This is a genomic window from Flectobacillus roseus (genome assembly GCF_030056595.1).
GTDB lineage: Bacteria > Bacteroidota > Bacteroidia > Cytophagales > Spirosomataceae > Flectobacillus > Flectobacillus roseus.
Genome location: NZ_JASHIF010000011.1, coordinates 1 through 23,941, shown reverse-complemented (window position 1 = coordinate 23,941; position 23,941 = coordinate 1). Strand labels below are relative to the sequence as shown.

General features: G+C 36.8%; 18 protein-coding genes and 1 rRNA gene. 6 read left to right on the top strand and 13 right to left on the bottom strand.

Annotated elements, in window-relative coordinates; genetic code table 11:
* Positions 1–67: 67 nt before the first annotated feature.
* Both QM524_RS14205 and QM524_RS14200 read right to left on the bottom strand, forming a co-directional pair.
* A complete protein-coding gene (locus QM524_RS14205; protein WP_095166145.1) occupies positions 68–580 on the bottom strand; it encodes a D-glycero-alpha-D-manno-heptose-1,7-bisphosphate 7-phosphatase in 513 nt (170 codons plus the stop codon).
* Positions 581–952: 372 nt separating this feature from the next.
* Complete coding sequence (locus tag QM524_RS14200) at positions 953–1,390, bottom strand: hypothetical protein (protein WP_095166143.1); 438 nt, start codon at positions 1,388–1,390, stop codon at positions 953–955.
* Between the two features lie 258 nt (positions 1,391–1,648).
* On the opposite strand from QM524_RS14200, the gene QM524_RS14195 reads away from it, so the two are divergent.
* The 5 genes from QM524_RS14195 to QM524_RS14175 all read left to right on the top strand — a co-directional run bounded on the left by QM524_RS14195 (position 1,649) and on the right by QM524_RS14175 (position 7,332).
* The gene (locus tag QM524_RS14195) at positions 1,649–3,316 is read left to right on the top strand and encodes an amidase (RefSeq protein ID WP_283345093.1); all 1,668 of its coding nucleotides are present in this window, start codon (positions 1,649–1,651) and stop codon (positions 3,314–3,316) included.
* Between the two features lie 343 nt (positions 3,317–3,659).
* The gene (locus QM524_RS14190) at positions 3,660–4,502 is read left to right on the top strand and encodes a Cif family virulence factor (RefSeq protein ID WP_283345092.1); all 843 of its coding nucleotides are present in this window, start codon (positions 3,660–3,662) and stop codon (positions 4,500–4,502) included.
* A 74-nt stretch (positions 4,503–4,576) separates the two neighbouring features.
* Entirely contained in the window at positions 4,577–5,701 is a 1,125-nt protein-coding gene (gene nagA, locus QM524_RS14185) for an N-acetylglucosamine-6-phosphate deacetylase (RefSeq protein ID WP_283345091.1), read from the top strand.
* Positions 5,702–5,780: 79 nt separating this feature from the next.
* On the top strand, positions 5,781–6,926 hold the full coding sequence (locus QM524_RS14180) for a methionine aminotransferase (protein WP_283345090.1): 1,146 nt from the start codon (positions 5,781–5,783) through the stop codon (positions 6,924–6,926).
* Positions 6,927–6,942: 16 nt separating this feature from the next.
* The gene (locus tag QM524_RS14175) at positions 6,943–7,332 is read left to right on the top strand and encodes a hypothetical protein (protein ID WP_229242102.1); all 390 of its coding nucleotides are present in this window, start codon (positions 6,943–6,945) and stop codon (positions 7,330–7,332) included.
* Between the two features lie 54 nt (positions 7,333–7,386).
* On the opposite strand, the gene QM524_RS14170 is transcribed toward QM524_RS14175, so the two are convergent.
* The 9 genes from QM524_RS14170 to QM524_RS14130 all read right to left on the bottom strand — a co-directional run bounded on the left by QM524_RS14170 (position 7,387) and on the right by QM524_RS14130 (position 17,817).
* Entirely contained in the window at positions 7,387–7,890 is a 504-nt protein-coding gene (locus QM524_RS14170) for an energy transducer TonB (RefSeq protein WP_095166131.1), read from the bottom strand.
* A 335-nt stretch (positions 7,891–8,225) separates the two neighbouring features.
* Positions 8,226–8,570 carry a phage holin family protein gene (locus tag QM524_RS14165; RefSeq protein ID WP_095166129.1) on the bottom strand — a complete coding sequence of 115 codons (345 nt, stop codon included), beginning with the start codon at positions 8,568–8,570 and terminating at the stop codon, positions 8,226–8,228.
* A gap of 44 nt (positions 8,571–8,614) precedes the next feature.
* Positions 8,615–9,214 carry a bifunctional phosphoribosyl-AMP cyclohydrolase/phosphoribosyl-ATP diphosphatase HisIE gene (gene hisIE / locus QM524_RS14160; RefSeq protein WP_095166127.1) on the bottom strand — a complete coding sequence of 200 codons (600 nt, stop codon included), beginning with the start codon at positions 9,212–9,214 and terminating at the stop codon, positions 8,615–8,617.
* A 91-nt stretch (positions 9,215–9,305) separates the two neighbouring features.
* The gene (hisF, locus tag QM524_RS14155; RefSeq protein ID WP_095166125.1) at positions 9,306–10,061 is read right to left on the bottom strand and encodes an imidazole glycerol phosphate synthase subunit HisF; all 756 of its coding nucleotides are present in this window, start codon (positions 10,059–10,061) and stop codon (positions 9,306–9,308) included.
* Positions 10,062–10,225: 164 nt separating this feature from the next.
* Complete coding sequence (hisA, locus tag QM524_RS14150) at positions 10,226–10,948, bottom strand: 1-(5-phosphoribosyl)-5-[(5-phosphoribosylamino)methylideneamino]imidazole-4-carboxamide isomerase (RefSeq protein ID WP_166552319.1); 723 nt, start codon at positions 10,946–10,948, stop codon at positions 10,226–10,228.
* A gap of 71 nt (positions 10,949–11,019) precedes the next feature.
* Positions 11,020–11,604 carry an imidazole glycerol phosphate synthase subunit HisH gene (gene hisH, locus QM524_RS14145; RefSeq protein ID WP_095166121.1) on the bottom strand — a complete coding sequence of 195 codons (585 nt, stop codon included), beginning with the start codon at positions 11,602–11,604 and terminating at the stop codon, positions 11,020–11,022.
* A 299-nt stretch (positions 11,605–11,903) separates the two neighbouring features.
* The gene (locus QM524_RS14140) at positions 11,904–12,812 is read right to left on the bottom strand and encodes a DUF72 domain-containing protein (RefSeq protein WP_095166119.1); all 909 of its coding nucleotides are present in this window, start codon (positions 12,810–12,812) and stop codon (positions 11,904–11,906) included.
* Between the two features lie 171 nt (positions 12,813–12,983).
* Positions 12,984–15,560 carry a zinc-dependent metalloprotease gene (locus QM524_RS14135; RefSeq protein ID WP_283345089.1) on the bottom strand — a complete coding sequence of 859 codons (2,577 nt, stop codon included), beginning with the start codon at positions 15,558–15,560 and terminating at the stop codon, positions 12,984–12,986.
* 157 nt (positions 15,561–15,717) lie between these two features.
* Positions 15,718–17,817 (bottom strand): ComEC/Rec2 family competence protein, encoded by a 2,100-nt coding sequence (locus QM524_RS14130; protein WP_283345088.1) that lies wholly within the window; start codon positions 17,815–17,817, stop codon positions 15,718–15,720.
* A 156-nt stretch (positions 17,818–17,973) separates the two neighbouring features.
* Between QM524_RS14130 and QM524_RS14125 the strand changes: the two genes are divergently transcribed.
* On the top strand, positions 17,974–21,846 hold the full coding sequence (locus QM524_RS14125) for an SNF2-related protein (protein WP_283345087.1): 3,873 nt from the start codon (positions 17,974–17,976) through the stop codon (positions 21,844–21,846).
* 35 nt (positions 21,847–21,881) lie between these two features.
* On the opposite strand, the gene QM524_RS14120 is transcribed toward QM524_RS14125, so the two are convergent.
* Positions 21,882–23,165: a hypothetical protein gene (locus QM524_RS14120; RefSeq protein ID WP_283345086.1), complete on the bottom strand. Its 1,284-nt coding sequence runs from the start codon at positions 23,163–23,165 to the stop codon at positions 21,882–21,884.
* Positions 23,166–23,827: 662 nt separating this feature from the next.
* A 5S ribosomal RNA gene (rrf, locus tag QM524_RS14115) occupies positions 23,828–23,939 on the bottom strand.
* Positions 23,940–23,941: the final 2 nt, after the last annotated feature.

Sequence of the window (23,941 nt, the reverse complement as noted above, 5' to 3'; positions counted from 1 at the left end):
CGCTCTAACAAAAAAAGCCTCTGGAATCAATCCTAGAGGCTTTTTTGTTAGAATATATCTTCCAATCCTAAGCTGGTACAATTATCTGGCTTGCTTCCAACAAAGTATTTGTCGTAATTTCAGAAAATGACTCTTCAGGTTTTTCTGTTAAATGTATCGTTTTTACGCCTGCACGATGTCCCGCTTTAATATCACGATGTGCATCGCCAATCATCCAAGATTGGTCTGGGTCGATTTTGTATTTGGCAATAGCCTTTTCAATCATCAGCGAGCCAGGCTTGCGAGTAAGAGATGCCGAGTTGAAGTTTTCGTGATGAGGACAGAAATACAAATCATCTAATAAATGTCCACATTGCTCTTGAAAGTAATTATGACACATCCATACATCATCGCGCGTGTAGATACCCTTCGCAATACCTGATTGGTTTGTAATGACAATCAACAAGTAACCCGCAGCCTTCAAGCGCTCCAGCGCTTCTACTGTTCCTTCAGGAATAATCAAATCTTCGATGCGATAAACGTAGTCCACTCTATCTACGTTCAAAACACCATCTCTATCTAAAAAAATACACTTATTCATATCCTTACAAAGTTAATCAGTTTTATATAAAAATGGTCAATTGATGTGTTTTCAAAATGATAAGAAGAAATCCCAATAGGTTTTTATATAATTTATCGAATATTTTTTTTAATAAAAATTACAAATAATAACTACTTTTCAAACTTTTATCGTCGATAAATCTTCAAATTTGATTGAAAGGTAAAAAAAAGGCTCATCAGAAATATCTGATAAGCCTTTTTTAAAGAATGTCTGGTTGGTGGACAAACTTATTTTATCCGTGCATTACGCTATAAGCAAAAAGTATTTCTAACAAAATCATGAATACATTTTTGCCTAACGCCTACAGCTTATGGCCTAGAGCGCAATAATGCAATTATTAATACTTAATTCCTAAACCGCTTTGTTCCAAGGAATACCAGCCAAAATCAATAGCAAGCCTAATCCAAAGAAAATCAATGCGTTGTTAAATCTTTTTGCATCACTCGTTTCACGCTTATTTTTTGAATGACCTACCGTAATCAAAACGATAGCAATAATCATGGTAAATACGTGCTCAACAGCGATTTTACGATAAAAAGCATTACCCATTACTTCCTTCATACCCATTTCGAATGCTTTAGCACCGAATGGACTCACAAAGTAAAGAACTAAGCCTAGTAACAATTGTGTGTGGCATGAAATCATAAAGAAAAGACCTAATTTACGATCACCATCTGAAAACTGCGCTTTTGAAGTTTTGCCCATGATGGCACTAATCGTTGTAGCCAAACCCAACATTAACACAAGCCAACGAAGGTAAGAGTGAGAAGTTACTAGAATCTCGTACATAATAATATGTTTTTTGTTTGTTAAAAATTCAAAGTGGCGCTATCCAATAGATTTGCTGTGCCAAAGATAATCAACAAAAAAATCGGACTATAGGTTATTCTCGAAAATTCTCAATTATTTGTTATTTCATTTCGCTTTCAATCTTTGATGTTGAGCTAAATTTCTCTTTCATCAAACAATTCTTTCTCATTTTGACTTAACTTTAAAGTAGAACAAAACCCTCTTATTTTATACATTTAACAAACTAAGATCAATTCTATGAAAAAACATTACGTCCTACCATTAGCTTGCGTTGGTAGCTTATTCCTTGGAGCTTTTATACATCAAAAGATTGAAAATCAACCTATCACAACCAATGTTATCCGACACGCTCAATCATTATTAGGATTAGACTTTACGGAAGCTGAAGCTGATTCTATGCTTTTTGATGTGACTGATAATCGAAGAAATTTTGAAGAAATTCGAAAAGTATCTATCAACAACGAGGTAGCCCCAGCTGTTACCTTTAATCCTTTACCCATTGGATTTACTTTTGACAAAACTCCATCAAAATTTACTCCTTCGTTAACTTCTGCGGTTAAACTTCCTGTAAATAAAAGCGATTTGGCCTTTATGAGTGTTCGCGAATTGGCTGAATTGATTCGCACCAAACAAATTAGCTCATTAGAACTAACGCAGTTTTTCTTAGAAAGACTAAAAACCTACGATAAACAGTTGGCGTGTGTAATTACGCTCACAGAAGATTTGGCGATTCAACAAGCCAAAAAAGCTGATGCAGAAATAGCCAAAGGAAAATATAGAGGTTTATTACATGGTATTCCGTATGGCGCTAAAGATTTATTAGCCAAAAAAGGATACAAAACCACTTGGGGCTCTGTACCTTTCAAAGACCAAGTGTTGGACTATGATGCGACTGTGATTACTCGTCTCGAAGAAGCTGGCGCTGTGCTTTGTGCCAAACTAACACTCGGAGAGCTAGCTTGGGGAGATGTTTGGTTTGGAGGAACAACCAAAAACCCATGGAACCTCAAACGTGGTTCGTCAGGCTCGTCGGCAGGTTCGGCGTCATCTGTTTCGGCTGGACTATTACCATTTGCGATTGGCTCCGAAACTTTAGGCTCTATTGTATCACCTTCTTCCGAATGTGGCACGACGGGATTGCGTCCAAGTTTTGGTCGTGTGCCTCGTACAGGTGCAATGGCATTGAGCTGGTCGATGGATAAACTTGGCCCTATTTGTAGAACAGTCGAAGATTGTGCGATTGTCTTCAATGCCATCAAAGGAACCGACGGAAAAGACCTAAGTACCATTGACGCTTCGTTTAGTTTTAATGGAAATAGAAAAGATTTGAAAGGTATCCGAATCGCTTATTTGAAAAAAGATTTTGACCGAAATTATCCAACCAAGACTCAGGATTCTCTATCCTTGGTAACTTTACGCAAATTGGGGGCAGAGTTAATTCCTCTTGAACTACCGAACTATCCAGTAGGAGATATGACTATTATCCTGAGTGCCGAAGCAGCTACGGCATTTGATGAGCTAACACGCAATGGCAAAGATGATACGATGGTCAGACAAATCAAGAATGCTTGGCCAAATTCCTTCCGTGCCTCTCGCTTTATTCCTGCAGTAGAATACCTACAGGCCAATCGTCTCCGTACCAAGCTTATTCAGGAAATGGAGACTAAACTCAAAGATATAGACGTTTATATTTCACCAGCCTTTGGTAATGCCAACTTGACATTAACCAATTTGTCGGGGCACCCTTGTGTAGTATTACCCAATGGATTCCGTCCAGAAGGACGCCCAACAAGTATTACTTTTATGGGGAAATTGTTTGGAGAAGGTAAGTTGCTAGAGGTAGCCAAAATTTACCAAGATGCTACTGATTTCCACAAAAAGCACCCAGAGTGGCTCAAGAAATAGCTATTTTCATTATAACTTCAATTATTGAGTGTTTGAGTGATTGGCGAATGAGTGATTAATTTTTAATCTATAATTTAAAAAGCATTACGTCTGAGAAGATAGATATTTGTAAAAATCACTCAATCACAAACCACTAATTCACTCAATATTTATTCGATATACGATTTACTTTTTTTAGTGGTTCAAGAAATAGCTATTTTCATTCTAATTTCAATTATTGAGTGATTGGCGAATGAGTGATTAATTTTTAATCTATAATTTACAAAGCATTGCGTCTGAGGAGATAGATATTTGTAAAAATCACTCAATCACAACTCACTAATTCACTCAATATTTATACGATATGCGATTTACTTTTTTTATCTGCTTGTTATTGACGGCTTTCCGTTTTCAGGATACCTTACCCAAAGAAGCTATCACTCAAATGATTGCGACGGAAAAAGCGTTTGCTAAAATGGCATTAGATAAAAATACACCAGCTGCCTTTCTTTATTTTTTAGCGCCTGATGGCGTAGTTTTTGAAAAAGGAATGCCTCAAAATGGTTTGGAGGTCTGGAAAAATAAAAAGCCTCAAGGCTTATTACAATGGCAACCGATTTATGCAGGAATGGCGCTTTCGGGCGATTTAGGATATTCTATTGGTAATTGGCAAGCTTCCGCTAATGAGCAAGCGCCAGCCTCCGCAACTGGTACATTTGTGACGCTTTGGCAAAAACAAAACACTGGCGATTGGCGTGTTCGTGCAGATATTGGTGTGGCGCACAAAGCCAACCCCAACCAAGCGCTCAAAGAAAGATTTAGTACCTTCAAACCATCTAGTAATTCGGTGATTCAAGCAGAACGTTTTGTATTCATGAAGGATTTTTATTATTGGAAAAATGCTCAAACAGCTTTGAACCCGCATGAGCCACATCTTTCCGAAAAGGTCTTATTAATCCGAGATAATTACCTACCAATAGAAGGAAAAGCCAACGCTGTAGCTTTTTTGCAAAAAAATTATCAGAAAAAACTGATTTATACAGGTCTCAAAACTATCGTATCTCAGGCCACCGACTTTGCTTGTGTTTATGGAAGCATTTCTGGAAAAGCTACAGATAAAGACATTAAGGGCAGTTTTCTGAGAGTTTGGCAACAAGAATCTAATAATACTTGGAAAATCGTGGTCGATGTAGAAACAATTCAATAAATGTTTATCTCTCATCAATCGTATTCATACTACTGCGCAAGCTTACCTCATTTACTACATTAACCATTTAACTTATGTATGCATTAAAAAACTGCAAAATTTATACTTCTTCAAAAATTCTTGAGCAATACGCAATTGTCATCAAGGATGATAGCATTTTGCAAATTATTCCTGAAGAACAAATCGATAGCGAACTCTCGACTGTAGATATGAGAGGATATTCCATAGCTCCATCCTTTGTCGATATTCAAATTTATGGTGGCGGTGGTAGTCTTTTTAACTCTAGTACAAGTATTCAGACTATTCAAAAAACTTATCAGGAAATACGTCGCTCAGGAACAAGTCATTTTCAAATTACTCTTTCGTCTACTCCTCTTGACAAAATCTTGGAGGCAATTCAAGTGGCTAAAGATTATTTGGCACAAGGCGGAAAAGGTTTGGCGGGCTTACATTTAGAAGGACCATATTTTAGTTTTCCTAAACGTGGTGCACACGTAGCCGAATTTATCCGAAAACCAAGCAATGAAGAACTCATTCAAGTGGTAGAAGCCTCAAAGGGTTTGCCTACCTACATGACAATAGCTCCAGAAGAGTTTACCAAAGAGCAATTAGAATATTTACTCGACAGTCATATCATTATTTCGGCGGGACATAGTTCTGCGACTTACGAACAAGCAACAGAGGCTTTTGATAAAGGTATTAGAAGAGTTACCCATCTTTTCAATGCCATGTCACAGTTTCAGAGTCGTGAGCCAGGACTTGTAGGTGCGACTTATGATAGCGATGTTTGGGCAAGTATTATTCCTGATGGCGTACACGTAAGTTATTCGACGGTAAGTATTTCGAAAAAAATGATGGGCGAGCGCCTCTTTATCATCACCGATGCCGTTACCGAGGACACCTCGGGCGATTATAAGTTTATTCATGCTGGCGATCGCTATACCGATACCAATGGTATTTTATCAGGTTCGGCGCTCAGTATGATTCAGGGAGTTATAAGCTGCTACTTAAAAGTAGGTATTCCTCTCGATGAATCCTTGCGTATGGCCTCTACATATCCAGCTCAAGCTATCCAACAAGACCACACCTTAGGAAAGATAGAAGAAGGGTTTCCAGCTAATATGGTTATTTTTAACGAAGACTTAGAGGTTCAGGGGATTATAGAACAAGGATATCTCGAATGGTTTCTTGAAATTTAAGCCCTAATACTTGTCGATATATTGGGATACTTGCTAATCCTTACCTTATTTTGCATGTTCACAATGGCAGATTTTTTACATGCAATTACAATCTAAGCAACCCCATATTGGTACTACCATTTTTACGGTCATGTCTAAACTAGCCAATGACCACGGCGCACTCAATTTGTCACAAGGCTTTCCTAATTTTGAGTGTTCTCCCAAATTGATTGAATTAGTTGAAAAATATTTACGCAAAGGCATGAACCAATATGCTCCATTGTCTGGAATTCAGCCTTTGCGTGAAATCATTGCACAAAAAACATCAGATCTTTACGGCATTTCCTATCATCCTGACCAAGAAGTTACCATTGTTTCGGGTGCAACTGAGGCACTATACGCCGCCATCACAGCTGTGGTACAAACTGGCGACGAGGTTATCTTACTTGAGCCAAACTACGATTCTTACGAACCAGCCGTTCGCCTCAACGGCGGTATTCCTGTATATGTTACGCTTACTCCAGAAAACAACTACCAGATAGATTGGAACGTTGTAAAAGCTAAAATCACAGAAAAGACAAAACTCATTTTGCTCAATACGCCCCACAATCCAACAGGAACGGTTATGAGCAAAGATGACCTTGAACAGCTAGCAGCCATTGTCAAGGATACCAATATTTTTATTGTTAGTGATGAAGTGTACGAGCATATCATCTTTGACGGTCATAATCATTGGAGCCCTATTCGTCATCCTGAGCTTCAAAAGCGTACCTTTGTATGTGGCTCGTTTGGTAAAACATTTCATGTTACTGGTTGGAAAGTGGGGTATTGTTTAGCGCCACAACAGCTCAGCGAAGAGTTTAGAAAAGTCCATCAATGGCTTGCATTTTCAACCGTAACGCCTATTCAATATGCATTAGCTGAGTTTTTGCAAGAACCTGATAACTATTTATCAGTATCGCAGTTTTATCAAGAAAAGCGAGATAAGTTTATTGCATGTATTCAGGGTAGTAGATTTGAATGGATTCCAGCAAGTGGTAGCTTTTTCCAGTGTGTCAATTATGCTAACATTACCGACGAGAACGATTTGGCATTAGCACAGCGACTTACCAAAGAAATCGGTGTAGCTAGTATTCCTGTTTCTGTTTTTTATCATCAGAAAAACGATTACAAAATTTTGAGATTTTGTTTTGCCAAAGATGACCAAACCTTAGAGATAGCTGGCGAGCGATTGAGTAAATTATAACAAAATATTTATCAACATGAAAAAAATTATCAACGGGTTCATCGGGATATTTTTATTGATTAGTACTATGGCTTGTACCAAGCAACCCAAGTTGGAAGGACTCGATTTGGAAACATGGAAGTCAGATAGAGGTGGTTGTCAGGGAAAACGGTTAGCCATGTTAGAAAAAGTAAAAAGCCTGAAAGAAGAAATAAGAGGCGTTAGTGCCAACGATATGGATGATTACTTAGGAAAACCAGACATTCAACAGTTGGCCGACCGTAATCAAAAATACTACATTTACTTTTTTGAACCGGGCACACATTGTCAAAACAAGACACAGAAATCTAGTGCATTGTCTATGGGTATTCGATTTAGCGCTATGGGCATTGCAACCGAAATAACTTTTCAGCATGGTACTCCATAAAAAAAGGCTCGAAATTCGAGCCTTTTTGTTTATGTATGTCTATAAGTTACATTCTTAAAATCTTACAGGTAACACATAATAAGATGCTACCTCTACCCCTCTAATTTTACCAGGGTTCCATGACCCCATTTTTTTCACAACTCTGATTGCCTCAGCGCTGATTTGAGGGTCGCCATTACTTTCTACAATATGAACTTTACTAATTTCACCATAGCGTTCAACTAAGAACTTCACCAAAACAACCTCACCTTTTGACCCTTTCGGTCTAATAAGGTTTTGTGCAATAAATCGACGTATCGACTCATCTCCACCAGGAAAAGAAGGTGCAATATCAACCTCGTGATAGATAGAATCTCTATCAACAGGAGCTGCACTAACTCCAATTTCGTAGCCTCTTGTATCAGAAATATGTTGAGATGATGTAGATGCCCAATTGAGCGACTTTTCAATATTAGAACGCTCTTGTGGCTTGATGGTCGATGAAACATACTTACTCTTTTGAGCTTGTATTTGAAATGTAAGTAACGAGATTAAAAATAAAAGAAGGATCTTTTTCATGTGTTAATAGACTAATTCAAATGTAACTACTCAATTAATTATCAATCGGACAAACCCTGTCAGGTTTGTGCTCTTGACCACATTGGCGGTTCTAGTCAAGGGTAACACAAAAGACATAACTATTTATCTTGCAATTTGTTGGCTAACAATTCAAAAAATATGCCAAAAAGAAAAGTGAGTGTATTTTGGAGGGCACGAAGATAGGAAGAATAATGAAGGTTTTAAAATAAAATCCCTTATTTTACCATTAATCAAACATTTTCTTTTTCTGTACCAAAAATGGCACGTAAAAAAAAAGTAAACCTTAATTAAAATAAGGTTTACTCATTTTTTCATTAGTCTAAAATCCACCCTAAAATTGTGGATACCACAGAGATACCAAAGCTGAATAATAAGGGAGGTAAAAATCCGTGGACATTAAAACCTGTAACAAAATGTGATACCAAATACACCAGAATCACATTGATTACTAATAAAAATAATCCTAAGCTAAGGATAGTAATAGGAAAGCTAATAATTTTGAGAACAGGCTTGAGGAAGGTATTTACAAAACCCATCGCTAGAGCCACCTTCAAGGATATAACAAAGTTATCATCCTGAATTACGATACCATCGATGTATTTGGCAAATACAATCACAGCAATCGCAATCAATAAATACTTAATGATGAAATTGACCATTGTTTTTATAAAAAGGTTTGAAGATGTTTGAGCTTCGACAATAGCTACTTGCTATGTCTTTTACGAAGTACGTCAATGATTTCGTCAAAATCAATACCTCTCTGCTCTAACAATACCAAATAGTGAAACAATAAGTCTGCGGCTTCGCCCTTAAACAAATCATTGTTATTGTCCATTGCTTCAATCACTAGCTCGACAGCCTCCTCCCCTACTTTTTGGGCAATTTTATTGGTTCCTTTTTCAAACAAACTTGCTGTGTATGATTTTTCGGAAGGGTTATTTTTGCGCTCACGAATGACAGCTTTCAAGTAATTCAACCAACCTGCCTGCCCTGGTGCATTTACCTCATTCCAACAAGTGTCAGCACCTGTGTGACAAGTAGGACCAGCTGGATTAACTTTAATTAAAAGTGTATCTTCATCACAGTCTTTCAAAATTTCGACTACATGTAGAAAATTATCTGAGGTTTCTCCCTTAGTCCAAAGACGTTGCTTTGAACGACTGAAGAATGTAACCACACCTTCTTTCTCTGTTTTTTCCAACGCCTCTTGATTCATATATCCCAACATTAATACTTTGTCGGATTTGGCATCTTGAATAACGGCAGGAATCAAGCCTCCTTGTTTTTCAAAATCTAATTGCATAGCTCTTTATTGATAAATGTGAATGATGAATTGCAAACGATAAGTTGTAAATGACATCATTCACAATTCATCTTCTACAATTTTGAATTATTTATAATCTTACTGAAATTCCTTGTTTTTGAAGGTACTGTTTTAGTTCAATAATATCTATTTCTTTAAAATGGAAGATACTTGCAGCTAATCCAGCATCAGCTTTTCCGGCAGTAAATACTTCTGTAAAATGCTCCATGGTTCCAGCACCACCAGAAGCAATAATTGGAATAGAAGAATTTGCAGAAATAGTAGCGGTAAGCTCATTGGCAAAACCAGCTTTTGTGCCATCTGTATCCATAGAAGTCAACAGAATTTCACCAGCTCCACGATCTTCTACTTCTTTTGCCCATGCAATAGTACGCAATTCGGTAGGTTTTCGTCCACCATGTGTATGCACGATATGTTCGCCTTCTACAAATCGAGTATCAATTGCAACGATAATACATTGAGAACCAAATTGTAGTGCTAGTTCGTTAATCAATTCTGGTCGACGAACGGCCGAGGAATTAATTGAAACTTTATCAGCACCCGCATTCAATAATGCCGAAACATCGTCGATGGAAGAGATACCTCCGCCTACCGTAAAAGGGATATTGACATGGCGTGCTACATTACGCACCAAATCAATCAAGGTTTTACGGTTATCTACTGTTGCGGTAATATCCAAAAATACCAATTCGTCAGCTCCTTGTTCGGCGTAAATAGCACCCAATTCTACAGGGTCGCCAGCATCGCGGAGATTAACGAAGTTAGTTCCTTTTACAGTTCTACCGTCTTTTATGTCCAAACAAGGAATAATTCTTTTCGTTAGCATGATAAGAAGTTGTAAGTAAACTTAAATTAGTAGGCATTTTATTCAAACTAGGCTTTAGGTATAAAGCGTATTAAGGCAATTTTATTTTTCATTAATACACTCCGAGCATATCAATTTGCTTATAATTGCAATCTAATAACTGATATACTGTTAACTAATACCCTCTATTTATGAAAATCGGCTAATTGCTTCAACGTAATACGCCCTTCGTAAATAGCTTTTCCTACGATTACACCAAAGACATTCATTTCGTTTAACTGAATAATATCTTTCAATTCAGATACTCCACCACTCGCAATGATATGTAAGTCAGCAAAACGGTCTTGAAGTTTTTGGTATAAGTCAAAACTTGGTCCTTGTAATAAACCATCTTTGGCTACATCTGTTGAAATCGTATATTTTGCTCCTTTAGCAATATATTCTCCTACAAAATCATAAACCGATTTTTCTGTTGACTCTTCCCAACCAGAAATGGCAATTTTTTCATCTTTGGCATCTGCGCCTAAAATAATTTTTTCACCACCATATTCTTGTAACCATTTTTCGAACAATTCTGGATTTTTTACTGCTACGCTACCACCCGTTACTTGTTTGGCACCATAATCAAAAGCCAACTGAATCATTTCGTCTGACTGTACTCCTCCTCCAAAATCGATATGTAAGCTGGTTTTGTTGGCGATTGTTTCAAGAACTTTATGGTTGATAATACGCTTTTGCTTGGCACCGTCCAAATCTACCAAATGCAAACGCTGAATACCTGCATCTTCAAATGACTTGGCAACTTCTAATGGATTCTCGTTATAAGTTTTTTTCTGAGAATAATCTCCTTGGGTAAGACGTACACACTTGCCATCGATAATATCAATTGCTGGAATAATCTGAATCATCGCAATATTGTTCTGTTTATGTTGAGCAACAAGCTAAAAGCTTGAGCAAAAATGATTTCTTTAATAATGAGTTACAGCTTCAGGAAGTTTTCCAAAATCAACTGACCTTCTTTTCCACTAATTTCGGTATGAAACTGTGCGGCATAGAAGTTGTCCTTTTGAAGCATTGCCGAAAATGGTTGTACATAATTACATTCTGCAACGGTATAGGGACTCAATTCAGCAAAATAACTATGTACAAAATACATATAGCTATCCTCGCGCAAGCCTTGTGTCAATTCCGTTTTGAGATTGTAAATATTGTTCCAACCCACATGTGGGACTTTAAAATTGCTAGAATCAAATCGCTTTACATCCAAATCAAAAATTCCCATACAAGTGGTATTATTTTCTTCAGAATGACGACACATCAATTGCATACCTACACACGTACCAAGTACAGGTTGTGTCAAAGAAGGAATAACTTTATCCAAGCCTTTTTCTCTTAAATAGCTCATAGCAGTACTTGCCTCGCCAACACCAGGGAAAATAACTTTATCGGCAGTACGAATTTCTTGCTCATCGTCGGTCCAAAGATAAGATGCGCCAATTCGATCCATGGCGTACATAACACTTTGAACATTACCAGCATTATACTTAATAATTACAGTTTTCATTTACGGTAAAATTTATGGTCAGGCTTATCGGTTAGAGCCTTCAAAGTAATTTTTAGGATACTGCCAAAATACAAAAAGCCTGACTCGGTAAGGAATCAGGCTTTTTGTATATTTTGAATAATTCAATTCTTCAAAATGGCACAAACACGCATCAGCCCATTCCCGTTTAGGAAATTAAGTGGTGATGATGATGTGTAATTGTGCTGTTCATGGCGCAAAGTTAGACGAAGAATATACAAACACCAAGTATTATCTATCTATTTTTGCATTTATCTGCGATTCAAGCATTTATATCATCCTTAAAACAAGCTCATTTGTTCTATTTTGGGTAAAAATTTGGGAGGATTAATCGCCAAATTACAATGCAAATTTAGCTCCTGAATCCAATAATTCGCCATTTCGGGTGCAATGGTATTTTCACAGATATGTACAAAAATGTATAATTCTTCTAAGCCAGTATCCAACCATTGTTTGATTCTTTGTACCCACTCATCTATTCGTTTATAATCAGAAGGATGCTCATTGCCAACCCAACGAATCATTGCAGTAGTGGTGCTCAGGCTCTGATGACAAACATCACGTCGTCCAGCTACGTCGGTTATTACTGTTCCAACTTGGTAGGATTTGAGCATTTGAAGGGTATTTTGCCAAATAGTTGGATTTTTAAACCAATCTTCATTTCGGAATTCCACCGAGAATTTTAATTGCTGGGGTATTGTTTGAATATATTTCTCTAAAATGGGTAATTGTCTTGGACCAAATTGTGGTGCCAATTGCAAAAAGCTTGAACCTAACCTATCGCCTAACGACAAAATACTATTACAAAACAACTGACTTAGTTCTTGTGCATTTTGGAGCTGTTTATCATGCGAAATCACCTGCGGGAATTTTGGGCAAAACAAAAAGTCATTTCCTGTTTCGGTAACCCAGCGCTGAATAGTTTCTTCATTGGGTATTTGGTAGTGCGTCACATTCAATTCAATTGTGTTGAATTGCTTGGCATATAAAGAAAGGTAATCTTGATTTTTGGCAGTAAAAGGATATATTTTCCCATTCCATTCTTTATTAGCCCAAATGGGACATCCTATCCAGACTTTAGGTTTTGTCTTTTGTGTTCCATCCAATACCTCCAAATTAAAGGTATTATCTTGTAAGAGAGTAAAATCGACACGCCCTACATCAAATTTCGAAAGTTTTCCAAAGTCCATTTCATTAATTGATTTTCTCTATCTTATTCCGCAATAAAGTTACCATATAAAGCAAAAATCCCACTATTGCTAGTGGGATTTTCGTGAATTCATTGTACTCAATAGTTTAAACACAGAAGCATATCATACGATGTATCTACTGAATATACCTCTGTGTCTTTTGGCTATTGATTATTTTGGATCTAAGCCTTTTTCAATTCTAAACAAAATATCTTGTAAGTGATACTTAGTCATTTTGTCTTGAATCAATGGCAAGCTAACTTTTACTTCATCTTTCAATGCCAACAAATGTCCACGGCTTACCGATACAATATCAGTTTTGCGAGGGTCAACTGCTGGAGGCACTACAGTACCTCTGAATGAGAAACCACCAGACATAGAAGCACCAGAAGCATTAGCTGTAGCAATTAATTTCTCAACATAGCTTTTCTGCAAGTTACGACGGAAGCTATCTGTTGCTTTTTTAGTTTTAAGCTCTGAAAAAACATTTGATTTTACATCTGTCAACATTTCGTCGATACCATAAGCTGTTGGATATTTTGCTTGTGTTTCAACCAAACGTTGTAAACGGTCGATTGCAAAAATGCTTGACAATGCAGCATCTTGAATTCTTGAGATAGCATCCAAACCTTGGTCTGGGCGAATACGAGCAATAATTTTCTCTTCCAATAACCAAGTTGGTGTATCAAATACATACTTGTTCAACCAAGTAATAGCTTCTTTCTGCGTAGCTTTTGGTGTTGGCTCATACACAACGCCTGTTTGATCTGCTGACTTTGGTGTTTCAAAAATACCACCAACGTTTTTCACAACATGACCAATATAACGACGATACTGTGTAACGATTTCATTATATGATTCAGCCAACATATCATAATCTTGAGCTTCTTCTTTTGTCCAATCAATCAAGTTTGGTACAATACGCTTCAAGTTTTTGATACCGTATTCACTCGCCAACATATTGTTGTCACCCAAACATTCGCTTTGTGAGCGTGGATCGTAAGGGTTAGTTTCTGTACCGAACCAAATTCTTGGATTCTTCGCTATTTCTTGGATATACTCTTTGCTCAAAGTCTTTTGGTCGTCTTCAGCAGTAGCACCGTCTAATGTTTGGTACCCCCATTTGATTGCCCAAATATCATATTCTCCAATTCTTGGATACAAATCTTTTACGCCATCTTCTGGTTGTGCAACGTAGTTAAAACGAGCATAGTCCATAATCGAAGGCGTGTGCCCGTGCTCAGCAATCCATTTTGGATCACGAAGTTTCTCTACAGGAACTGTGCTACTTGAACCATAATTGTGACGCAAGCCCAAAGTGTGACCAACCTCGTGAGATGATACAAAACGAATCAAATCGCCCATCAATTCATCATCAAATTTGCTTTTACGAGCACGAGGATCTACGGCAGCTGCTTGAGTCATATACCATTTTTTCAACAACTTCATTACGTTGTGGTACCAACCGATATGACTTTCCAAAATTTCACCTGAACGAGGGTCATGAACGTTTGGACCGTAAGCATTTTCAATATCAGAAGCAAAATAACGAACTGCCGAATAGCGAGCGTCTTCAAGGCTAATGGTAGTGTCGTTGTCTGCCAAGATTTCACCACGAATTGCATTTTTCCAACCAGCGGCTTCAAATGCTTTTTGCCAATCATCGATACCAGCTTTCAAGTATTTTCTCCATTTTGCAGGAGTAGCTGGGTCGATATAATAAATGATTGGTTTTTTAGGCTCAATTATTTCACCTCTCTTTTGTTTTGCAGCATCTTCAGCATTCTTTGGCTCTAATCTCCAACGAACTGCAAAAGTCTGATCTTCTGTTCTTTGTGAATTTTCATCAAAAACTGTGTAGCCATTTGCAAAGAAACCAACACGAGAATCGAAGTTACGTTTCTTCATTGGTACTTTTGGCAACAGAATCATTGACGTATTCACTTCCATTGTCATCACACCCGTTGTAGCTACCGAAGGTAAAGAAATCGATGGCATTGCACTTGGAGCACCAGGCATAGAAGGCGCACCATTATAAGTACGAACCGCTCTAATTTCGGTATTGATAGGATATGTTTTGATAGAAGTCAAATACGTACGATCAGGAGCCAAAGTAGTCAATTTATAAGCCGACTTAATCGTAGGCGGTAAAGAGATAATTTGGTTTTCGCTTTTGAAGAAATCCGAAACATCAATTACCGTATTAGTAGATTTTGAAACAGAGTCTTTTTTGAAAGCTTTTACTTCAAATGCCTGAGCAATTGGATCAACGTTTGAGTTGCGAACAGCTTTGTAAATTGGTTGTGTTGAATCAGCCGACACATTGATATACTGAACCCCTCGCAAGAAAACCTTATTATCTGGTCCTTTCTCAAAACGAATAACCTGACGGTTTAGCAATTCACCACCATAAGCTGGCAAACCTACCGAACCTGGTACTGTAGCAGATTTAGAAACGCGCGTTACCGTCATAATTTCGCGACCCATCAAAGAGTCTGGAATCTCGAAGAAATATTTATCTTCAATTTTATGAACAGTAAACAAACCTTTTGAAGTTTTTGCTTTATCAGTAATAACCTCCTTATATGGCTTTGGACCTGGTTTAGGCGCATCTGCTTTAGGGGCTGCCGCCGCTGCTGGCGTAGCAGCTGGAGCTTTTGAATCTCCTTTTTTGTCTTGTGCTTGAGCATTTAGTGCAACACTAAGCGACAACACAGCTAAGGAAATTTTAGTAGCATTTTTTAGCATGTTGAATAGTTGTGTTTGAGTTAATAAACTTACTTTAGTATGGGTTTTAGAAATAATCCAATAACGAAAATAGATTTTAATACACGAATTTAAAAACAGCTTGTGATGAATGGTAACAGTTTTTCGACATGGGGTAAGGTATCATTGACCAAAGCTTTTATTTTACAAACAAAACTTTGGCACCTGTTTGTCGTAGATACTCTGCTTTAACTCCCCATTGCTCAGATTGTTTCAAAATCTTTTGTGCATAATATTCTGAACAAGAACCATCCAAAATCAAGGCTTTATACTTTAAGCCATCTAAATCCTCTAGTTTTTTGATTGCTTTGTTACCTATAATTATCCAGTCAAATGTGGTACTCGATACGACTTTCTGCTTATTAAGTCTGTAAGGGATATATAGCAATCTATAATGTTGATAAGTTAGTTCTCGAATAGCATTCGTTTTTAACAAACTTTCACTCAAGGTGTCCTTCACTCCCCTTTCTGAGAAATAATTACTTAACCTAAAGCCCATTTCTTTCTTATTCTCGATAAAGCTACTATCACCAATAATCAATGCGTTTGTGCCATCAAGCACACTTATAGCGTGCCCTTTCGGAATACTGTGGATAACTAATTGCTTTTGCTCACTAATATTAATTTGCTCTTCAACTTGCAGAAATATCAATATAATTAGCAATAAAACACTACTTTTTATCCACACAAATGACCTAGTTATCCACAATGCAGAAAAAGTTATCAACAGTGCAAAAATTAAGCCTACTTCTAATTTTGAAAAGTGCAAAAATTGCATCATTGAATAAGGTAATTTCTCTGTTATTTTGGCTGATAAGTTTAACAAATCTGTCAGAAATGCTAATAACTTTCCAAGATACTCAAGAACAAAATACACCTTAAACAATTGAAAAACAGGATATATAACAATAAAAAGTAAACCTACACAAAGCACTAAGGTAGAAAAGAATATTACAAAAGGATTGGCTAATAAGAAGTATAAAGGGAACTGATGGAAGTAATACACAGTCAGTGGAAAAGTAGCTAGTTGGGCAGCAATCGACACACAAGTCAACTCCCAAAACCAGTACAATATTCTTACATGAAAACCTCTGTGGATATCAGTTATCCACAATTTAACTAATAATGGTTGAAAAAATAGTATCCCTAAAACTGCCAAATAGGAAAGTTGAAATCCAACCTGAAAAATGAAATTAGGATTCCATAAAAGCAATACAAAAGCAGAGAATGCTACCGTATTATAGGTATTTTGTTTTTTGTGGATAAACTCTGCTATCAGTACCATCGAGAACATCAACGTAGATCGTAATACAGGCGATGAAAGTCCTGTCAAAAAAGCATAAAACCAGAGCAAGCTTAAGACTACAAGCACAAAGGTTGTTCGTCCCCATCGGCTTTTTCTTTTCTTAATAAAGCCTAATAACATAATCAGCACTTGATAAATAATACCAACGTGCATTCCCGATACCGAAAGTACATGTATGGCTCCTGCCGCCGAATAGGCTTGCATCAAAGGCGAATCCAACTCGTCTCTTACGCCCAAAACCATAGCATTGACCACTCCATAAACTGATTTCTTGGGTATAGACTTCACAACTGCCCTATCTGCATAGCGATTCAGTAGCATCGCATAATAATAAATGCTTTTATGTTCTGTTTCACCTGCATATACGAAGTCGCCTTTTCTTACATATTGTTGGTCAAAGATTTCTTGCAAGGCCATGTATCTTTGGAAGTCGAATTCATACGGATTTTTGGGAGATTCTATTTTTTGTAGGTGATTAATCAACCAGTATTTTTCTCCTAACTCTGGCTTTCTTTCTGCTTTCTTATCGACATACAATAAAATTTTTCCATGACTTGAATATATTGTATCATTTTTAATCACCTCTTTTACCTCAGCGATTGCCTTCCAAGTATTTGCTTTTTCCTCTACCATTTCCACAATCTCTACTAAATGAACCGCTTTGGTATCAGTAAAATCAGAATAGTGATTTTTGAAAAGGATTTCTTTTTTTAGGTCAACAACCAAGATTCCTACGCCAATCATCATCATCAAGCCCAACAATCCTGTCAGATTCTTCCAAAGTTTTGTATAGGCAAAAATATATAAGACGAAAAGACTCATCAGACTCATCAAAAGTCCAAGCCAATGTCCAGCAAAATACGGGGCTAATAAAATACCAACAATAAGGCATACTACATACCTCAAAAAAGGGAAGCGTGTAAAAGGTGTCATAACTATAATAATGATTCGGTGTAAAATCTATAAGGTTGTCAAAACTCATTGGTTATCAATAAGATTTGAATATTTTCTGGATTTTTCGAAATTTTCCAGAATTACCATATCTAATATCCGTATCTTTGCGGATTAATCAAAATACACGCACGATAAATGTCTTCAGTGATTAGCGATAAATTAGATAAGTTCTTAAAAGGGAATTCGTTACCTAAAGTTCATAATAAAGGAGTACAGTTATTTCAAAGCAAAGCTTGTAAGCTCGAAAGCATCCAATTGGAAGGCGATGGTGAAGCTAAATATCAAGTAAAAAGCGAGTCAGGACCAAAACTCTATCAAGTTGACATCAAAAATTGGAATGGCTCAATTATTCGAACTAAGTGTAACTGCGAATATGATTGGGGAGGTATCTGCAAACACCGTGTAGCTGCTCTTTTATCTTTAAAAGAATATATCAAAACGAACCCAACCTCGTCAAAAGTTTCTACAACTGCTGCAAAACCAAAGTTTATTACAGCTCAACATATCCTAAAAATTGGCTCCTTCGACGATTGGTCACTCAAACAATTGGTACAGGAAGAGGACTGGAAAAAACGTAATGATAACCTATTTCAGGTAAATATCACCCATGCACTCAATGGTGTTGCTGAAGTAGATGTATCCAACAAACAAGAAACTTTTCACGTAAAAGTTGAACGTCTACGTTTTAATCAAGAAATTTTTACCTCTTGTTCTTGCCACGCCTCTATCGACGCGCAGCTTTGTGTGCATAAACTTCAAGCTATTTTAGCTATTCGAGAAAAATACGGTACGTATAATCCATTTGACAAAATGCGTGATTATACTTCCGAAAAAAATAAACTTCTTCAAGAATACGGCTTCAGCCTAGAAGATGATTTAAAAGGAAAATTCGACTTCAAAATCAATCAAGATGGCTCTGTAGCATTAGTTAAGTTAGACAAAAGCATTCAGAAAATTAGCTCTTATCAGAACTGGCGTATTATCAACAATAAGATTTTTCGCCCAGAAGAGTATGCTTTTCAAATCAATACCGACGAAACTAACCTTCAGGAAACTCGTGAGATTATCTATGTGGTTCATTTCAAAGAGGCCAAATATCTCAACGATGTTCAATTTGAGGTGCATTCCTGCAAAATCAACGGTCAAGGCAAAATGTCAGGCTTTAAGTCTTTCGACTCTGCTCAGTTCAAAGATTTTCCACAACTCTCTGACGAAGATTTACAGGTAATTCATACCATCAATAGCATCAATGCCGATGGTATTCAATCTTTTGCCAAAAGAAAAGAAATACGTCTCAATTACTTCCATGATTATCTTGACCGTGAACAAGTTTCGGCAGATACTCTACCAATTATTGAGGAGTATATGAGCAAGCAGCTAGATAAGGTATTTCATTTATTGCAGGGTAAAAATGTTTTTCTAGCAAGCTCTCCTTATTTCAATTCGCACCACGAATTAACTCCAATCACGTTATCAAGCGAAAGGGTTATCCCGTTTTTTACTCTTCGCCAAGATGCTGAATTTATTATATTAGAAGGCTACACACGTATTCTCAAAAAACGCATTCGACTAGCTTCATTACTTAATCTTAATAGCTTTTGGATACGTGAATACGGAGAACAGTTACATAAAGTAGCATCACCCGAAATTGCCAATCTTTTACATTATCTCGACAACCAAGGAGTAATTAAGGTAAAAAAAGAGGACTTTGAAGGCTTTGTACACGATTTCATTATTCCTTTAAGTCAGAAATTTGATTTAGAAGTAAACCTTCAGGAGCATATCCAAAAGGAAGAGTTGCAGTTTATCGAAGCCAAACTAATGTTGAAAGAAGAAGACAATAATCTTCTTTTTGTTCCAAGATTTGTTTATTCTCAAATTTTACCCGAAGAGCCTGTTGTTGAAATCGTACCCCCAAAACGTGGTCCTAAAAAAGCTATAGTGTCCAAAAAAGAACCTATTCAATACGAATTTACGTACGACCACAAATCTAGTCGTCTCGACTATCATAATGGGGATATCCTCATACAAGAGCGAAATGCTGCTCTAGAAAAAGAAATCTTTGAGAAGATTCAGCAATTGCATACTGAATTTCAATCGCAAGGGCAATATTCATTTTTTCACTTAAGTTTCAACGAAGTACTAAAGAATGATTGGTTATTTCATTTCTTCGAAGAAATGAAGAAAGAGAATATCAAGATATTTGGTACTCAAGAATTAAAGAAATTCAAATACAATCCGAATAAGGCTACTTTTTTTGTCAAAACCAGCTCAGGAATTGATTGGTTTGACATGAAAATTGAGGTGGTATTCGGCGATCAGACCGTTTCTCTTAAAGAAATTCAAAAAGCTGTTTTGAAAAAACAGAATTATGTAGAACTCAAAGATGGCACTTTAGGGATTTTACCAGAAGAATGGCTAATGAAATATGAGCATATCTTTAAGTTGGGTAAAATTAAAGGAGAAAACCTTCAAGTCTCAAAACTCCACTTTTCACTTCTGGATGAACTGGGTGCAGATATTGATAATTTTGCTATTCAGCAGGAATTATTTGAGAAAAAGCAAAAATTACTCAATTTCAAGCAACTCCCCAATGTGGCTGTTCCTCACAACGTAAAAGCAACTTTACGTGACTATCAGCTTGAGGGCTACAAATGGCTTTCTTTTCTTGACGAATTCAAATGGGGTGGTATTCTAGCCGATGATATGGGTCTTGGTAAGACTTTACAGATGTTGACTTTTTTACAAGAACAACAAAATCGTCATAAGGACACCACAAACCTTGTTATTCTGCCAACTACTCTAATCTTCAACTGGCAAGCTGAAGCAAGTAAGTTTTGCCCAGACTTGAAGCTTTTTGTACATCGTGGCGGTACTCGTCAAAAAAACAATCACCATTGGCATGAGTATGATATTATTCTAACAACCTACGGTATGGTTCGTTCGGATATTGAACTATTCAAATCATTTCCATTCAATTATGTTGTTTTGGATGAGTCCCAAGCTATCAAAAACCCAGATTCTTTGATTTCAAAGGCGGTTAAACAGCTAAACGCTCAAAATCGACTTGTCATGACAGGTACTCCTGTCGAGAATAATACATTTGATTTATTCTCGCAAATGGAGTTTATCAACCCTGGCTTATTAGGTAGTCAAGAGTTTTTCAAATCAGAATTTGCCACACCTATCGACAAAGGACAAGATAAAATACAGGCCGCACACTTGCGCAAAATTGTTTATCCTTTTGTTTTAAAAAGAACTAAAGAGGAAGTAGCTAAAGATTTACCAGAAAAAACAGAAAGTATTATTTTCTGTGAAATGGATAAAAAGCAGAGAAAAGTATATGATTCTTATCGAGAAGAATACCGTCAGAAGCTAGTAGAAAAAATGGCTACAGATGGTAAAGAAAAAGCTTCATTCTTGATTCTTGAAGGTTTACTGAAACTACGTCAAATTTGTGATAGTCCTGCATTAATTAACACAGAAATACCACTTGAAAATAATTCGGCTAAATTAGACGAAATTGTAAGGGAGATAGAGGAGAACGCAGGAAATCATAAAATTTTGATTTTTAGTCAATTCCTCAAAATGTTAGATTTAATCAGAGAACATCTTGAAAAACATCATATCTCATACGAATATCTTGATGGTAAAACCCAAGATAGAGAAGATCGTGTAAATCGTTTCCAAGAAGACGAAAACTGTCGTGTGTTCTTAATGAGTCTCAAAGCAGGTGGCGTGGGTATCAACCTTACTGAGGCAGACTATGTTTATTTAATTGACCCGTGGTGGAATCCAGCCGTTGAGCAACAAGCAATCGACCGTACACACCGTATCGGACAAAAGAAAAATGTATTTGCCTATCGAATGATTTGTAAGGATACCATTGAAGAAAAGATTCTTTTACTACAAGAAAAGAAAAAGGATTTGGTTAAAGATTTAATTAGTACAGAGGAAGGTTTCTTGAAAAAACTATCTCAAGACGATATCATCGATTTATTCTCTTAATACATGAAAAGCTGGTTTATCCAGCTTTTCTTATTTTATTCAATTAATATCTTCTGGGTTAATATATTGGTAGTATTCCACCATACTGAAACAATAGCTAAACCCTTAAAGGTATCTTCTTTCAATCGAATAACGTAATTTTTACCCCCATCTTGTTGTATTTCATAAGCTACTGAAGTTCCATTTATTGTATAAATCTCGATGTAGGGTGTCTCTTCTCGTATCCAAGTTAGTAATAAAGGTTGATTCTTTGAAAATAAAGATGGATATATACCCGCTTGTTGTCCTGAGTCAACCCACTCTATTTTCAGCGCTATAGGCTTAAAACAGGTTTTAGTCGAGTCATTATCAATCTGACAAAGTCTATAGTAGTTTAAGCCCTTTTCTGGCTGTTTATCCAGCAGACTATATAACTTCTCTGATTTTGAGTTTCCCTGAGAAATTACCCTAGCTATTTCTCTAAAATCAAGCATATTATTAGATCGTTCAATAGAGAAATACGCATTGTTTAACTCCTCAATAGTTGTCCATTTTAATTGCGTTACTTGATTTGACAAGACTTCTCCTGTAAAACTACTCAGCGTAATAGGAGTTGGCATAAGTTGATAAGAGAGACTAAAATTATCAATAGCAGATGATGTTCGAGTCGGACTTGGGGCATTTAATGGATTCGTTGAAGCTGAGAGTGCTACTATTCTAATCCATATTTTTTGGTTTTGATTATTAACAGATGCAGGAAGAGTAGTGTTTATACGATTACTAAAAACCTGATTGGCTCCTGTCATATGCCCAGTTGATATAGTTGAAAAAGTAGATGGATTATCACCTATACCATAGTCGACCGACCATACTGTTTGTCGTTCGCCATTAGTATCGTCCAAAGATTGTAAATCAAATGATAGTTGAAAATTTTGGAATGCTTGTGTATTAGCAATACAAAGTACAAACGCTGCACCTGGATCGCCCAACGTTGAGCTTTGTCTTACGCCTAAGGCTCTATCAGGCTCACTTGCTTGCTGCACATAGTTTCCGATTAATGAACTTTTGAAGGAGGCAAAGTTTTTAAATTTTGCCGTGGTATTCTTCCAGTATGTTCCATTTGCTCCAATAACTGTTGGAGTAGGCGTAGCTACAAAATCACCTGAAACATCATTGCCTAAACTATTCACACTAGCACCAGTTTTCACAGACCATCCTTGAGGTAATCCTGAAGCCAATTGATTAAAGTCCTGAGAATATCCAGCACCAGATAAATTTATTTGGGCTATAGCAGAAGTACAATAGATACTTAGCAGAAGTATTTGGAGTAGATTTTTCATAAAATGTAGAAAAGCTATTTACAACTGAATTTATACTTTAAATTAATATAGTAAAGTGACAAAATCAATAGATAAGAGCTATATGTCAAAATTTTATTCTATCCTTCAAAATACTCAAATAGCAAAATCAAATATTATAAACACAAAGTCTTAGTGATAAGGTAAGATGTCATAGGACATTATTCTCATCTATTTGTTTCTAGTGCTTTGTTTAAAGTATCGTATCCTCAATACTGAGCCTTGTAAAACACAAAAAGCCACCCTATCGAGGTCGCTCACATTTATTTGTAATAATTTATGGCTTTTCCCACATGATTGGGGCACTGAGTTCTCAGCGCGTAGCCTGCAGTATCCTCAACGGGCCTGAGCCTTGAAAAACAAAAAAGCCACCCTTTTGGAGTGGCTTCTGCCTTTGTAATATTTTGGAGCTTTTTTACTTTCCCGCATTTGATCGGGGCGCGTAGCCTGCAGTATCCTCAACGGGCCTGAGCCTTGAAAAACAAAAAAGCCACTCTTTTGGAGTCGCTTCTGTCTTTGTAATATTTTGGAGCTTTTTACTTTCCCGCATTGATCGGGGCGCGTAGCCTGCAGTATCCTCAACGGTACAGAGTCTTGAAAAACAAAAAAGCCACTCTTTCGGAGTGGCTTCTGTCTTTGTAATATTTTGGAGCTTTTTTACTTTCCCGCATTTGATTGCAGTATCATCAACGGTACTGGGCTTAACTGCTCTGTTCGAGATGGGAAGAGGTGAACACCAGTCCTATCGGCTCCATAAA

Excerpts from the sequence above, each read along its gene's own strand:
- QM524_RS14205 (WP_095166145.1), bottom strand. The coding sequence starts at position 580 with ATGAATAAGTGTATTTTTTTAGATAGAGATGGTGTTTTGAACGTAGAT.
- QM524_RS14200 (WP_095166143.1), bottom strand. The coding sequence starts at position 1,390 with ATGTACGAGATTCTAGTAACTTCTCACTCTTACCTTCGTTGGCTTGTG.
- QM524_RS14195 (WP_283345093.1), top strand. The coding sequence starts at position 1,649 with ATGAAAAAACATTACGTCCTACCATTAGCTTGCGTTGGTAGCTTATTC.
- QM524_RS14190 (WP_283345092.1), top strand. The coding sequence starts at position 3,660 with ATGCGATTTACTTTTTTTATCTGCTTGTTATTGACGGCTTTCCGTTTT.
- nagA (WP_283345091.1), top strand. The coding sequence starts at position 4,577 with ATGTATGCATTAAAAAACTGCAAAATTTATACTTCTTCAAAAATTCTT.
- QM524_RS14180 (WP_283345090.1), top strand. The coding sequence starts at position 5,781 with ATGCAATTACAATCTAAGCAACCCCATATTGGTACTACCATTTTTACG.
- QM524_RS14175 (WP_229242102.1), top strand. The coding sequence starts at position 6,943 with ATGAAAAAAATTATCAACGGGTTCATCGGGATATTTTTATTGATTAGT.
- QM524_RS14170 (WP_095166131.1), bottom strand. The coding sequence starts at position 7,890 with ATGAAAAAGATCCTTCTTTTATTTTTAATCTCGTTACTTACATTTCAA.
- QM524_RS14165 (WP_095166129.1), bottom strand. The coding sequence starts at position 8,570 with ATGGTCAATTTCATCATTAAGTATTTATTGATTGCGATTGCTGTGATT.
- hisIE (WP_095166127.1), bottom strand. The coding sequence starts at position 9,214 with ATGCAATTAGATTTTGAAAAACAAGGAGGCTTGATTCCTGCCGTTATT.
- hisF (WP_095166125.1), bottom strand. The coding sequence starts at position 10,061 with ATGCTAACGAAAAGAATTATTCCTTGTTTGGACATAAAAGACGGTAGA.
- hisA (WP_166552319.1), bottom strand. The coding sequence starts at position 10,948 with ATGATTCAGATTATTCCAGCAATTGATATTATCGATGGCAAGTGTGTA.
- hisH (WP_095166121.1), bottom strand. The coding sequence starts at position 11,604 with ATGAAAACTGTAATTATTAAGTATAATGCTGGTAATGTTCAAAGTGTT.
- QM524_RS14140 (WP_095166119.1), bottom strand. The coding sequence starts at position 12,812 with ATGGACTTTGGAAAACTTTCGAAATTTGATGTAGGGCGTGTCGATTTT.
- QM524_RS14135 (WP_283345089.1), bottom strand. The coding sequence starts at position 15,560 with ATGCTAAAAAATGCTACTAAAATTTCCTTAGCTGTGTTGTCGCTTAGT.
- QM524_RS14130 (WP_283345088.1), bottom strand. The coding sequence starts at position 17,817 with ATGACACCTTTTACACGCTTCCCTTTTTTGAGGTATGTAGTATGCCTT.
- QM524_RS14125 (WP_283345087.1), top strand. The coding sequence starts at position 17,974 with ATGTCTTCAGTGATTAGCGATAAATTAGATAAGTTCTTAAAAGGGAAT.
- QM524_RS14120 (WP_283345086.1), bottom strand. The coding sequence starts at position 23,165 with ATGAAAAATCTACTCCAAATACTTCTGCTAAGTATCTATTGTACTTCT.